12 protein-coding genes are annotated in these 13,576 nt (G+C 60.0%); 6 read left to right on the forward strand and 6 right to left on the reverse strand.

Annotation, left to right across the window (positions count from 1 at the left end):
- Positions 1 to 317: 317 nt before the first annotated feature.
- Both istA and I6I71_RS05500 read left to right on the forward strand, forming a co-directional pair.
- Positions 318 to 1,952: an IS21 family transposase gene (gene istA, locus I6I71_RS05495; RefSeq protein ID WP_201822895.1), complete on the forward strand. Its 1,635-nt coding sequence runs from the start codon at positions 318 to 320 to the stop codon at positions 1,950 to 1,952.
- A 4-nt stretch (positions 1,953 to 1,956) separates the two neighbouring features.
- Complete coding sequence (locus I6I71_RS05500; protein WP_201822898.1) at positions 1,957 to 2,724, forward strand: ATP-binding protein; 768 nt, start codon at positions 1,957 to 1,959, stop codon at positions 2,722 to 2,724.
- A gap of 225 nt (positions 2,725 to 2,949) precedes the next feature.
- On the opposite strand, the gene I6I71_RS05505 is transcribed toward I6I71_RS05500, so the two are convergent.
- Positions 2,950 to 5,136 carry an NADP-dependent isocitrate dehydrogenase gene (locus I6I71_RS05505; protein WP_201822899.1) on the reverse strand — a complete coding sequence of 729 codons (2,187 nt, stop codon included), beginning with the start codon at positions 5,134 to 5,136 and terminating at the stop codon, positions 2,950 to 2,952.
- 81 nt (positions 5,137 to 5,217) lie between these two features.
- On the opposite strand from I6I71_RS05505, the gene I6I71_RS05510 reads away from it, so the two are divergent.
- From I6I71_RS05510 to bsaP, 4 genes are all read left to right on the forward strand, one after another.
- Positions 5,218 to 6,120: an exodeoxyribonuclease III gene (locus I6I71_RS05510; protein WP_201823419.1), complete on the forward strand. Its 903-nt coding sequence runs from the start codon at positions 5,218 to 5,220 to the stop codon at positions 6,118 to 6,120.
- 530 nt (positions 6,121 to 6,650) lie between these two features.
- Positions 6,651 to 8,138: an integrase core domain-containing protein gene (locus tag I6I71_RS05515; protein ID WP_201822901.1), complete on the forward strand. Its 1,488-nt coding sequence runs from the start codon at positions 6,651 to 6,653 to the stop codon at positions 8,136 to 8,138.
- Positions 8,139 to 8,479: 341 nt separating this feature from the next.
- Positions 8,480 to 9,583 (forward strand): biotin synthase BioB, encoded by a 1,104-nt coding sequence (bioB, locus tag I6I71_RS05520; protein WP_236587418.1) that lies wholly within the window; start codon positions 8,480 to 8,482, stop codon positions 9,581 to 9,583.
- A gap of 12 nt (positions 9,584 to 9,595) precedes the next feature.
- Positions 9,596 to 9,799 (forward strand): biotin synthase auxiliary protein BsaP, encoded by a 204-nt coding sequence (gene bsaP / locus I6I71_RS05525; protein ID WP_052205284.1) that lies wholly within the window; start codon positions 9,596 to 9,598, stop codon positions 9,797 to 9,799.
- On the opposite strand, the gene I6I71_RS05530 is transcribed toward bsaP, so the two are convergent.
- The 5 genes from I6I71_RS05530 to I6I71_RS05550 form a co-directional block, all read right to left on the reverse strand.
- Positions 9,796 to 10,479 (reverse strand): hypothetical protein, encoded by a 684-nt coding sequence (locus I6I71_RS05530; protein ID WP_201822903.1) that lies wholly within the window; start codon positions 10,477 to 10,479, stop codon positions 9,796 to 9,798. The genes bsaP and I6I71_RS05530 overlap by 4 nt on opposite strands.
- On the reverse strand, positions 10,476 to 11,150 hold the full coding sequence (locus I6I71_RS05535) for an ATP-binding cassette domain-containing protein (protein ID WP_070493389.1): 675 nt from the start codon (positions 11,148 to 11,150) through the stop codon (positions 10,476 to 10,478). Before I6I71_RS05535 ends, I6I71_RS05530 begins: the two co-directional genes overlap by 4 nt.
- Positions 11,147 to 11,500, reverse strand: coding sequence for a GntR family transcriptional regulator (locus I6I71_RS05540; protein WP_052205281.1), 354 nt, complete (start codon positions 11,498 to 11,500; stop codon positions 11,147 to 11,149). The genes I6I71_RS05535 and I6I71_RS05540 overlap by 4 nt, the downstream gene beginning before the upstream one ends.
- Positions 11,501 to 11,585: 85 nt before the next feature.
- The gene (locus I6I71_RS05545) at positions 11,586 to 13,376 is read right to left on the reverse strand and encodes an acetyl/propionyl/methylcrotonyl-CoA carboxylase subunit alpha (protein WP_201822906.1); all 1,791 of its coding nucleotides are present in this window, start codon (positions 13,374 to 13,376) and stop codon (positions 11,586 to 11,588) included.
- Positions 13,377 to 13,392: 16 nt separating this feature from the next.
- A complete protein-coding gene (locus I6I71_RS05550) occupies positions 13,393 to 13,566 on the reverse strand; it encodes a hypothetical protein (RefSeq protein WP_201822909.1) in 174 nt (57 codons plus the stop codon).
- Positions 13,567 to 13,576: the final 10 nt, after the last annotated feature.

Consider the following 13,576-nt stretch of genomic DNA (forward strand, 5'->3'; position numbering starts at 1 on the left):
GGGGATTACTCCTTCCACCCCGAGGTGGGATAGCTGCTCACTCAAATTACAGCGCAACAAAAACAGCCGGTGCCGCTGCTTCTCGACGCCACACCCGCCCGGCCCATTCTTCACCGAGCATGGTAACCGGAGGATGGTAACCAGCCGAGTAGGAACGAGCACCGCGGTCCAGGTGTTGCGACCGGCTATTTGGTAGCAGTGTCGTGACTATCTGGTAGCACTTCAGTGAGTATCTGGTAGCAGCTCAGGGGGCTCGGGGTGATACTTCCGGTAGCCGCACCACTCGGGTGCGGCGTGTGACTGGAAGGAGTCCGCTTATGACGGATTACCGTGCGGTGATGACGCTGCTGATTAGGAAGCGTTCTTACCGCCAGATTGAAGACCAGCTTGGGTGCTCGCACCGCGCAATTTCCCGAGCGAACCAAGCGCTGCGAAGCCTTGGCCTGACCACTGCCCAGCAGGTCGCGGCGTTGACCGATGACGAGTTGGCCGAGATATTCGTTGACAAACGCACCAGTGGGCAAGGCGAGTTCGTCCCGATTGACTTTGACGCGGTCGTCAAAGCACGCACAGGGCGTACGAAGCAAACACTGCAAGTATTGTGGGCTCGCTACACCACCACCCCAGCCCAGCCGGGTCAGCGTCACTACAGCTACGACCGGTTCCGCCAGCTAGTTGCCTCCCATGTCGATGCTGCCGGGCTTAGCGCGCGGATCACCCATGCACCAGGGCATACGATGCAGGTGGATTGGGCAGGTACCAAGATGCGCCTGTACGACCCTGCGGGCACGCCGGGTGCGAAAGTCAATATTTTCGTCGCTTCGCTGCCGTATTCAGGGATGTTGTTTGCGTGTGCGTGTGTTGACCAGCGTCAACAGTCCTGGCTTGATGCCCATCGTCAAGCGTTTGACTACTTCGGTGGAGTCTGTCAGGTTGTTGTCCCCGATAACGCGTCAACAGCATCAAACGCGATTAGTACTGCCGATAGGAATCGGAAGGTCAACGACACCTACCAGCAGTTCTTGGAGCACTACAACACAGCAGCACTTCCCACACGCGCGCGCCGACCGAAGGATAAAGCAAATGTGGAAGCTGCGGTAAAGATCGTCACCCACAAAGTCATCCACACCCTTGAAGGCCACCAGTGCGTTGACGTAGACGAGCTCAACGAAAAGATTGTGGACTTAGTCGACGCGATCAACACCTCCGTGCCATTTCGCAGTCAACAGTCAAGCCGCAGGGATCTCTTTGAAGCACACGAACAGCATCTGCTTGCCGATCTGCCGGAAACCCCGTGGCAGCACACCGAGTGGAAGCGTGCGAAAGTAGCCCCAGATTTCCATATCACGGTTGCAACGGTGCGCTACTCCGTCCCGCACCAGCTTGTTGGCCGCACTGTCGATGTGCGCATCACCGGGCAAGTCTTGACCGTCTTTGACCAGGGGACAACCGTAGCGACCCACCGGGTTTCGCATAAGCGTGGGGCCTATGTCACTGACTATGAGCACATTCCATCTGGAATGGACTCCACCCGTGGACTGTGGACAAGCGACTACTTCTATCGCGAAGCCCAAAAAATCGGCCCGGCAACACGCAAGGTCATCGAAGAACTCATCGCGGCAAAAGCCATCCCGGCTCAGGCGTACCAGTCCTGTAGAAACGTGCTGTCGATGGGCAAACACGGCAACAAACCAATCCTGGAAGAGGCATGCCAGCGCCTGATGGCCAACGACGGCAGCCGACGGGCGGTGTCATATACCGCAGTCAAAAACATGATGGCCGCCGTACGCAAAGAACACGCCACCCGGCCCCGCGGGTTAGACCAGGCCCCGCGCAGCACCACAACCAACCAGCCCACCGCCCCTGCAGTCTCCGACCGGGATACCACCGGCGCGTTTCTCGGCGGTGCAGACCAGTTCAGCATGGACAACCTCGCTCAGAAAGGACACTAAGCCCATGTCATCACCAACCCCACCAACAGATCGCTTCCTTGACGAGTCCGTCCTGCCCGACTTCACCGCGCTGCGGATGACTGCCTTTGGACAAAGCGTCATCGAGATTGCCAACGATCCCGCCTTTGACTCGTGGACGTTTTCCCAAAAGGTGCTCTACGCACTCGATAAAGAAGTCGCGGCCAGGCGCGAACGACGCATCAACAAACTGCTGAAAGCATCCCGATCGCCAAACCTTGATGCTTGCCTTGAAAACGTGGTCTGCACGCCTGACCGCAACATCAACCCCGAGCAAGTCAGCAGACTCGCTCACGGACAATGGTGCCACCTGGGCCAAAACATTGTTATCCTGGGTAAATCCTCAGTCGGCAAAACCTACCTCGCCCAAGCCCTGATCACAGCTGCATGCCGCAAGGACTACTCCGCACGGTTCTACCGCACCGACATGCTTGCCGCCGAACTGGCAGTCCTCCAACTCGATGACCCCGCACGGTTAAAGTTCATCCAGTACCTCCACGACGTCGACGTCCTGGTCTTAGATGACTTCCTGACCACACCTGTAGATGCCGCAACCGCGCACCAACTTCTCAACATCCTCGCCGCGCGTGAAAGCAAAGTCTCAACGATTGTGACCTCACAATTCACCCCGCAAGAGTGGTACAAATCCATCCCCGATGCGGTGATCTCCGAGTCAATCCTCAACCGACTCGTCTCCGGTGCGGAGATCATCACACTCGAAGGACCAAACATGCGCCTCACCACCAACGCATAACCACCAACAACGCCTGAGTGAGACACCGCTACCGGATACTCACTCAGGCGCTACCAGATACTCACCACACCGCTACCATTTCAATCTTCTGAACAGTCCAGGTACTCGGCTGATTACCATCCTTGGGTTACCACCCTGAGCACCGAGGCATATCCGCAAACGGCAAAAACCCCGGCCGCCGCGAAACACGCAGCGACCGGGGCCTGGATAGTGAAGACCTAACGCTTACTTCTTCAGCGCGTCGATGATCTTGTTAAACGTTGCGGACGGGCGCATGACCGCGGAGGTCTTGGCGTCGTCCGGCCAGTAGTAGCCGCCGAGGTCGGCAGCGTTGCCCTGGGCGTTCAGGAGCTCCTTGTCAATGGTCTCGGCGTTTTCACGCAGCTCCTTTGCAACCGGGGTGAACGCGGAGGCCAGCTCGGCATCGTCGGTCTGGGCTGCCAGCGCCTCTGCCCAGTACAGGGAGAGCCAGAAGTGGGAACCGCGGTCGTCAATCTCATTGACCTTGCGGGACGGGGACTTGCCTTCGTCGAGAAGCTTTTCGGTGGCCTTGTCCAGCGCGGCAGCCAGGACGCCGGCGCGCTCGTTGCCGTTGGTGTTCTTCTCGTGACGGAAGGACTCGGCCAGCGCGAGGTACTCGCCGAGGGAGTCCCAACGCAGGTGGTTCTCCTCCTGGACCTGCTGCACGTGCTTCGGGGCGGAGCCGCCGGCACCGGTCTCGAACAGGCCGCCGCCTGCCATCAGCGGGACCACGGAGAGCATCTTCGCGGAGGTGCCCAGCTCGAGGATCGGGAACAGGTCCGTGTTGTAGTCACGCAGCACGTTGCCGGTGACAGAGATGGTGTCCTCGCCGCGGCGGATGCGCTCGACGGAAGTCTTGGTGGCCTCGATCGGGGACTGGATGGAAATGTCCAGGCCCTCGGTGTCGTGGTCAGCCAGGTACTTGTTCACCAGGTCGATGAGGTTGCGGTCATGCGCGCGCTCCTCGTCCAGCCAGAAGATGGCCTTCATGCCGGAGAGACGGGCGCGGTTGACGGCCAGCTTGACCCAGTCCTGGATCGGGGCGTCCTTGGTCTGGGTGGCGCGCCAGATGTCGCCGGCCTCGACGTCGTGCTCGATCAGCACGTCGCCTGCGGAGTTGACCACCTGGACGGTGCCGTCGGCCGGGATCTTGAAGGTCTTGTCGTGGGAGCCGTACTCCTCGGCCTTCTGCGCCATGAGACCGACGTTCGGGACGGTGCCCATGGTGGTCGGGTCGTAGGCGCCGTTCTCGCGGCAGTCGTCGATAACCGTCTGGTACACACCGGCGTAGGAGGAATCCGGGATGACGGCCAGGGTGTCCTGCTCCTGGTCGTCGGCGTTCCACATGTGGCCGGAGGTGCGGATCATGGCCGGCATGGAAGCGTCGATGATCACGTCAGACGGCACGTGCAGGTTGGTGATGCCCTTGTGGGAGTTGACCATGGCGAGCGCCGGGCCGTCGACAAGCTGCTGCTCGAAGGCCTTGCGGATCTCCTCGCCGTTCTCCAGCTCGGACAGGCCGTCGAGGATGGCGCCGAGGCCGTTCTCGCCGTTGAGGCCAGCCGCCAAAAGCTCCTCGCCGTACTTGTCAAAGACAGGCTTGAAGTAGGCGCGCACAACGTGGCCGAAGATGATCGGGTCGGAGACCTTCATCATGGTGGCCTTCAGGTGAGCGGAGAACAGCACGCCCTCTGCCTTGGCGCGCTTGACGGCCTCTTCCAGGAATGCGTCGAGCGCCTTCGCGGACATGTAGGTCGCGTCGATAACCTCGCCGGCCTGGACCTTCAGGCCGTCCTTCAAGACCTTCTCGCCATCAGCGGTGACGAGCTTGATGGTGAGGGTGTCCTCGGCCGGGATAATGACGGACTTCTCGTTGTGGCGGAAGTCGCCGGCATCCATGGTGGCGACGTTGGTCTTGGAGTCCTTCGACCACTCACCCATGGAGTGCGGGTGCTTCTTGGTGTAGTTCTTCACGGCCTCCGGGGCGCGACGGTCGGAGTTGCCCTCGCGCAGTACCGGGTTGACGGCGGAGCCCTTGACTGCGTCGTACTTCTCCTGCGCGTCCTCGTAATCCGGGATGTCAAAGCCAGCAGCCTGCAGCTCAGCGATAGCCTTCTTCAGCTGCACCAGGGAGGCGGAGATGTTCGGCAGCTTAATGATGTTGGCCTCAGGCGTCTTGGCCAATTCGCCCAGCTCAGCCAGCGCATCCGGGATGCGCTGCTCATCGCTCAAACGATCCGGGAACTGCGCGAGAATACGCCCTGCCAAAGAAATGTCGGAGGTTTCCACATCGATGCCAGCCTGTGCGGCAAACGCCTCCACAATCGGCTTGAACGAGTAGGTTGCCAGCAGCGGCGCTTCGTCGGTGCGGGTCCAAATGATCGTAGACATAGTGCTCCTTGTATCTAATGTCAGACTTCAGATAACAAGCGTACCGTTTTGCGTTGCCCTGTAGGGTCGAAACCCATGAGTCTGACCATCGCTACCGTCAATGTCAACGGCATCCGCGCCGCAACGAAAGTCCGCAACGAGAACAATCCGGGCATGTTGGCCTGGTTGAGCGAGACTCCGGCGGACGTTGTTCTGATGCAAGAAGTTCGCGCCACTGAAGATCAGGCGCGCGCAGCCCTCGCCCCGGCCCTAGAGCAAGGCTGGCACTTGGAGGTCGCACCCGCCGCTGCGAAGGGCCGCGCCGGCGTGGGGATCCTGTCTCGCCAGCCGCTCACTCAGGTTGAGGTGGGTATCCCTGGGTTTGAGGATTCAGGTCGCTTCATCAGGGCCATGCTTGACGACGCCACCTACGTCGCCTCCCTCTACCTCCCCTCCGGATCTGCCGGCACGGACAAGCAGGACGAGAAGTATCGCTTCCTCGACGCCTTCGAGCCGCTGCTTGAACAGTGGGCCAACGAGTGCCCGGACATGGTCATTGGCGGCGACTGGAATATCTGCCACCGCCGCGAAGACCTGAAGAACTGGAAGGGAAACCACAAAAAGTCCGGCTTTTTGCCTCACGAGCGCGCGTTTATGGATTCCGTCTTCGGCGCTTTTCCTGATAGTGAAGCCCAGGACCTCGACCTGAAATCAGCCCTCGGCTGGGCGGGGGCAGTGGAGTACACCTCTGCGGCTCCGGCGCGTGTGGCCTGCGAGAACCCGAAGTGGTTTGATGTGGCGCGTCGCTTGAATCCAGAGGATGCGGGGTACTCGTGGTGGACCTTCCGTGGCCAGGCCTTCAACAACAACGCTGGCTGGCGTATCGACGTCCAAGCCGCCACCGCCAACATGCTCGAACGCGCCCAGCGCGCCTGGGTGGACAAGGTAGCGACGGTGGAGGAGCGCTGGTCTGACCACTCGCCGGTAGTGGTGGAGTATCGCTAGCTTCGGCTTTGGCTTCGGCTTGGCGGTCCAGCCGGACCTCGGTGCCCTGGCTGGCCGGACCTCGCTGCCCTGGTTGGCCGGACCTCGGGGGGACCTTTTTTGGATTGCGGCAGCATGTTGCCAAACCGGGGATATCTGCCGCATTTGCCAGCTGGCCCACAGGAATCGGAGTGCCGCGCCACACTGGGCATCGCCGTATCTCGTTGCAACTCGCCGTACCTCGCTGCTCCGATCGCTGTCTCACGCGGGGTCTACTGGCAGGGGTCTACTGGCAGGGGTCTACTGGCAGGGGTCTACTAGGGGTCTACTGGCAGGGGTCTACTAGCAGACAATGTAAAAATCGCGATGAGTCAAGACAACTGACCTGGGGAAATGTAGGGCTGAAATCGTTATCTGCTAGGAGTGTCCTGTCCATAGACTTTTTTGGGTTAGAGTCCAATGACTTCTTTGGGTAGGAGTCCAAGGACTTTTTTGGGTTGATGTCCAGTGACTTTTTGGGTCGCTGCTGAGCGGTTTGGCTCAATAGTCTGATGGCTATTCCATCTCATATACGCAGAAAGATTGCGGATTTTGATCCGATCCGTGAAGGTAAAACCATCAAGCAGTTCTGCAAGGAACACGATATTTCGGATCAAACATTCCGCAATATCAAAAAACGCATCGAACAACGCGGCCGGGCAGCAATCGTGCCTGACAGCACCCGACCGAAGAACCCGGCGAGCAAGTACACCGAAGTACACCGCCAAGCAGTAATCGACGCCCGGTTTCACCTCCAGGAGCAAGGCCTTGATAATGGCCCGTTGTCTATCTACTACTTCTTGTTTGACACGTTCGGACCTGAACACACCCCGTCGCGGACAACCATTGCCAACTGGTTAAGCGAAGCCGGATTGGCAGAAGAAAACGCACGTAAACGTCCGCGCAGCTCCTACAAACGCTTCGCCCGGGAGTATGTGTGTGAACTGTGGCAAATCGATGCGTTGGTCTTTCGACTCTTCGACAAAGCCCATACGCAAATCACTATCTACCAAGTCATCGACGACGCCAGCAGGTTCGATGTCGGCACCATGGCTTTTGCCGCCCCCGAAAACGGCATCGATGCTCGCACTACCTTGGAGCGCGCCTTTCATCGCTACCGCAAACCCCAAGAAATCCTGTCAGATAACGGGCATGCGTTTGCCACCTACCACCGTGGAATGTTGTCAGCGACAGAGCAATGGCTTGCCGAACAAGGCGTGCTTGCCATCGCTGGTTTTGCTCCTACAACCCAAGGCAAAGACGAACGTTCCCACCAAACCCTGCGGCGATTTTTGGATGCACGACAACCACAAACCCTCGACGAGGTCCATGAACACCTGCGCCACTACCGCCACGTGTACAACAACATACGCCGACACCAAAGCCTGCGTATCGACAAGCGTTTAATCACCCCACGTCAAGCATGGGAAACATTCCCACAAGCACCGTCGCCAACCCAGCCGCTTGATCCAGAAGTTATCTGGCAACGAGTCGTCAAATACAACATTGCGCACAATCCGTACGCAGCAACTGCAGAAACACAAAAGCAGCAAGGCCTTGGGGAAGCTGCCACTTCACCCAAGGCCAGAGCCGATCAAGCAACGACCTCACCAGGTACATCACCGACGGACACCACCACCATAGACCCATATGAAGTGCTCAAAAAGCAAAGATTCGACGTACCCGAAGAGTTAACGGTAAACCGCTTTGGTGTGGCTCGGTTTTGTGGCTACGGACTCTACATCGGCTTAAGGTTTAAGGAACGTAAACTCTTCAGCCACGTCACAGTCGATAACGTTGCAGAGTTCTACACCGCTCATGACGGTGAGTTCCTCTTTAGTGTGCCGCTGCCGATCACACTGAGCCACCGCCCTGCGGGAGGACAGATCAACATCAACTACGTCGAAGGTATGAAGCATCGCCAAGCCCCGACGCTGCGCCCCGAACTGTCCAAGCCTCGACCGAAGCGAGCCAAACCCACCCGGAAGACCCACGACTAGCACCGCCCCAAAAAAGGTACTGGTCTCCTACCCAACAAAGTCCCTGGACTCCAGGCACAACAAGTGTCTGGACTCCAACCCAAAGAACTCAGTGGACATAACAGTTATCTGCTAGGAGTGTGCCCTTGCGGCAGCCTGAACCTGGCAATCATCTGGCAATTGCGGCAACTATCCCCGGTTTGGCAACATGCTGCCGCAATTAAAAAAAGCTTCCCAAGCTCCCCAGCGCCCCAGCGCCCCAGCGCCCCGCGACCAGGCCGCCCAAAAGACAACTGCAAAGCCATCCATGAATTTCGCCATTCCCTGAACACCGTTCAAGCAACGCGCTACACTCCGTGTGCATGACTGCGACAACTACGACAGCCACCACTGAAATGGAAACGAAAGACATCCTCGACATCGCTCGCGAGAAGTGCCTTGAGCGCGGTCAGGGCCTGAATCAGGATGAAATCTTGCAGGTTCTGCAGATTGAAGATGAGCGTCTGCAAGAACTCCTCGACCTCGCCCACCAGGTGCGTATCAAGCACTGCGGCGTGGACGTCTCTCTGGAAGGCATTATCTCCTTGAAGACGGGCGGCTGCCCCGAAGACTGCAGCTTCTGCTCCCAGTCCGGCCTTTTTGAGTCCCCGGTTCGTGCTGTCACGCTGAACATTGCTGAGTTGGTGGAGGCTGCGAAGCAGTCGGAGAAGATGGGCGCGAGCGAGTTCTGCATCGTTGCCGCTGTGAAGGGCCCTACGGATGCGCTGCTGGAGCAGGTGGCCGAAGCAGTCACCGCGATCCAGGAGGAAGTGGACATTTCGATTTCTGCGTCGCTGGGCATTCTGACTCGTGAGCAGGCGCAGCGCTTGGCGCAGATGGGCGTGACCCGCTACAACCACAACTTTGAAACGGCGAGGTCCTTCTTCCCGAATGTGGTGACCACGCATACCTGGGAGGAGCGCAAGAACACGCTGGAGTACGTGCTGGCTGAGGGAATGGAGACCTGCTGCGGCGGCATCATCGGCCTGGGCGAGACGCTGGAGCAGCGAGCCGAGTTTGCCGCGCAGCTGGCGGAGATCCGCCCGCATGAGGTGCCGATGAACTTCTTAGACCCGCGCCCGGGTACTCCGTTTGCGGATCGTCCGCTGGTGCCGCAGGGTGAAGCACTGCGTGCGGTGGCGGCGTTCCGCCTGGCCATGCCGTCGACGCAGTTGCGCTTTGCTGGTGGCACGGAGCTCGCGCTGGGTGACGACGGCACCGAGCAGGGCCTGCTCGGCGGCGCCAACGCCATCATTGGCGGCAACTACTTGACCACGTTCGGGCGTCCGATGGAGAAGGATCGCGACGCTGTAGACCGTGTCATGGAAGGCGGAGCGAAACCAGGCTTGAGCCTGAACATCACGCCGGTTGGGCAGAAGCAGAACTCTGGCCACGGCGCGCTGTACGACACGTTGAAGTCCCTGTAAGGGAATCCGGTAATGAAAATCCCGGATTCAACGGAACTCGCCGACGCTGTACTGTCGGGCGAAATCGCTTGGCCACTGGACCCCGCGCGGCCTTATGATGCGCCGCGCATCTGCCCGTTGTGTGAGCGTCGCATGGTGGTAAAAATCAGTCCGATGGCGTGGGAGGCCGCGTGCTCCCGCCATGGCCTGCTGCGCTCCGAGTGGTTGGAGCGTTAGGGTACGAAGCGGCGGGTTCTAGCGAACACAATTGCGCTGGCTGCCAAAACTACTAGCCCCGCCGTCGCTACGAAGAAGACGGAGATGTTGGGGTCGAAGGGATTCATCTCCGATCTGCGGATACCCACTACGAACCCGGTGAAACCACCCACGAACATGCTGCCGAGCATGAACCAATGCATGCGTGTGCCTCGCGCAAGACCGATTGCTACACCGGTCAGCGCCATCGTAAGGAAGATGACGAAGTGGAGTAGCACAGTTGACGCGACGGATGTCAGGTCCTGCGCAGCATCTTCAACGAAATACGGTTCGCCGCTGAAGTTGGTCCAGGGCATCGGTTCTCCGTTGGTAACAATGAACGGGTCATACCACTTGTAGTACGGGCTATGTGCTTGGTGGTACACCGCCGACGCTGCGGTAAGTGGCGTGAGTATGACCGCCGCCACGAGAGCCGTTAGCGCTGCCGAATTCATCCATCGGTTGAAGCTTGCTCCCAGCTGGTTCATTGCTGGCCAGTTCGATCCTCCGATTGCGAAGAGTATCCACAGTGTGGCAGCGCCCGCCATGGTCCACAGGCCGCCGTCACCAAACTCCAATCGTCCAAAGGGGACGGCAATGCAGAGGACGAGAAAGATGCCCAAATACATCGCTGGTTTGAAGGGGCTGAGGAAGAGTTTCATCGCGGCATCCTTTCGGTTGCAAGCAGATCAATAAGTTCGGTGTCGTCGGGGTAGGTGCAGGTCAGGTCGGTCTCCACGGGCTCTGCAAACACCGCTTTCGCCATCGGGCCCAGTGTGGACTGCTCGAGCGTTCGGTGGTGTGCCGCCAAATCAGCGATTGCGTTGGTGGGGCCGGTGATGGTGGGGAAGTGGTGACGTGTGGCGTCGATAAGCAAGGGCTCCGATACCTCCTGATCAAAGACCTGGATGACGTGGGTGGCGAGACCCGCGAAGTCCTCGGGTCGATGCGATGCCATCACTACGCTTCGCTGCGGGTTTTCCGCGATGTAGTTGATCAGCCGCTGGCGGACCTGTTTGCGGGTGGTGGTGTCGATGCCGTCAAAAGGCTCGTCGAGGAGGAGCAGGTCCTTGCCTATAGCCAGGGCCACCTCAATAGTGAGGAGGCGGCGCTGCCCAACGGAGAGATCCCTGATGCGGGCGTTGGGGAAGTCGAGCTCCACGTGCGGGTAAATCGCTGCGACTGCGCGCAGGTGGTCGTCCACGGTCGTGCCCGCAAACTTCGCGTCCGCGCCGGCCGGGACAAATGCGGCGTGCGGCCCCATGAGCGTGTGCAGGTAATGGGTTTTGCCGGCGGCGTTCGGGCCGACCAGCGCATAGAAACCGGGATTCATTGGGTGCGCTCCTTTTCAATCATTGCGGTCAGCTCCTCGGTGGTGATGCCGAGCTGGTTGGCCTCATGGACAAACGGTTGGACAAAGTCGCGGGCAAATGCTTCACGACGCGTACGTAACACCTGCTCACGCGCACTTGCCAGCACAAACATGCCGAGTCCGCGGCGTTTTTCCAGCAGGCCCTCGTTGAACAGTTCGGTGAGCGCCTTGGCAGACGTTGTTGGGTTGACGGAGTGATAGGCGGATAACTCGTTGGTGGACGGCACCCGGTCGCCGGGGGCGAGGGAGCCAGCGCCGATGAGGTCGCGTAACTCATCGGCAATCTGTTGGTATATGGGTTTACCACTCATGTGGGTAACCATAGAACGGGAAAGCCCGGCGCGTCAACCCCCAATTTTTATGACGCGCCGGGTGGGATCGGGGAGCGAGTGAAAACTACTCGTCAGCGACGATTTCTAGCAGCGCTGCGCCCTTATCCACGTGGCTGCCGGCCTCCACGGCGAGGTTCTTCACAATGCCGTCTTTGTGGGCCTTGACCGGGTTTTCCATCTTCATGGCTTCCAGGATCACCACAACGTCGCCGGCCTCAACGCGGTCGCCTTCGGCAACCTCCACCTTGACCACGGTGCCCTGCATCGGCGCTGCCAGCGTATCCGCGTTCGCTCCTCCCTTGGCGCCACCGGAGCCACCACGCCCGCGACGCTTGCGGTCGCGGCGGCGTTGCGCCACAGCACCCAATAGCAGCGATTCCGGCAACGTGATCTCGATCGAGCGCCCATTCACCCCGACCGAGACCGTACGGCGGCGGTGCTCGTCGCCGTCACCAGAGTCAGCATCGTCCGCGTCGTACGGGGCGACGTCCGGGTCCCACTCCTCTTCAATCCAGCGGGTGTAGACGGTGAATTGGTCGTTGGGTGCGGTAAACGCGGCGTCGTCAAGCATGCGCTCATGGAACGGAATGACCGTGGGCACGCCTTCGATCTTGAACTCCGTCAAGGCACGCTTGGCGCGCGCAATTGCCTGCTCACGGGTGGTGCCGCGGACAATCAGCTTGGCCAGCATGGAGTCGAACTGGCCGCCGATGACGGTGCCTTCCCGGATGCCGGAATCCACACGGACGCCCGGGCCCGAGGGCTCCACGTAGCGGGTGACCGTGCCGGGTGCTGGCATAAAGTTGGAGCCTGCGTCCTCGGCGTTGATGCGAAATTCGATGGCGTGGCCGGTTGGCTCCAGGTCCTGCTCGAAGCGCAGCGGCTCGCCGGCGGCGATGCGGAACTGCTCAATAACCATGTCCACGCCCGTGGTTTCCTCGGTTACGGGGTGCTCCACCTGCAGGCGGGTGTTGACCTCCAGGAAGGAAATCAACCCGTCTTCGCCCACGAGGTACTCCACCGTACCCACGCCCACGTAGCCGGCCTTCTTGGCAATCGCCTTGGCGGACTCATGGATTCGTTGACGCTGCTCATCGGTCAAAAACGGTGCCGGGGCCTCCTCGATGAGCTTCTGGAAACGGCGCTGCAGCGAGCAATCGCGGGTGCCGCCAACAATGACGTTGCCGTGCTGATCAGCCAACACCTGGGCTTCAACGTGGCGGGCGCGGTCGAGGTAACGCTCCACGAAGCACTCGCCACGCCCAAACGCAGCCTGGGCCTCGCGGGTAGCGGACTCGTAGAGCTCACGGATCTCACCACGGGTGCGCGCCACCTTCATGCCGCGGCCACCGCCACCAAACGCAGCCTTGATAGCCACCGGCAGGCCGTGCTCATCCGCAAAGGCAACCACGTCATCTGCACTGGCCACCGGATCCTTGGTGCCCGGGGCAAGCGGCGCATCCACGGCTTCTGCCAGCGTGCGCGCCGTGACCTTGTCACCCAAGTTCTCAATCGCGCGCGGCGGCGGGCCGATCCAGGTCAAACCCTCTGCAATCACGCGCCGGGCAAACTCGGCGTTCTCACTCAAAAACCCATAGCCCGGGTGGACCGCATCCGCACCGGTATCCCGGCACGCCTGCAGCACCTTCTCAATATCCAGGTAGCTCTGCGCGGACGTCTCGCCGCCGATAGCCACGGCCTCATCGGCCATCTCCGTAAACGGGGCGCCCTTATCCGGGTCCGCGTAGATAGCCACGGAGGAAAGCCCGACGTCACGCGCCGCGCGGATGATGCGCACCGCGATCTCGCCGCGGTTAGCAATCAGCACTTTGTTGAATGGGAAATCATGCTTCATACGTGCGCTCCTTTCTTTAGTAGTGCGTGACGTTTCCGAAACCCGAGCCGAAACCAGAGCCATAGCCCTCATCGGCGCTGCCACTAGCTTCGGCGAGGTAGCGGGTCTGCGCGTCTGCAATGACAGCGCTCAGCGCCGCCAGCTCGTCATTGGAAAGTGAAGCGTCATTGGTGTGAAACAACGGTGTCATGGTGTCTCTC

The organism is Corynebacterium riegelii (assembly GCF_016728505.1).
GTDB lineage: Bacteria > Actinomycetota > Actinomycetes > Mycobacteriales > Mycobacteriaceae > Corynebacterium > Corynebacterium riegelii.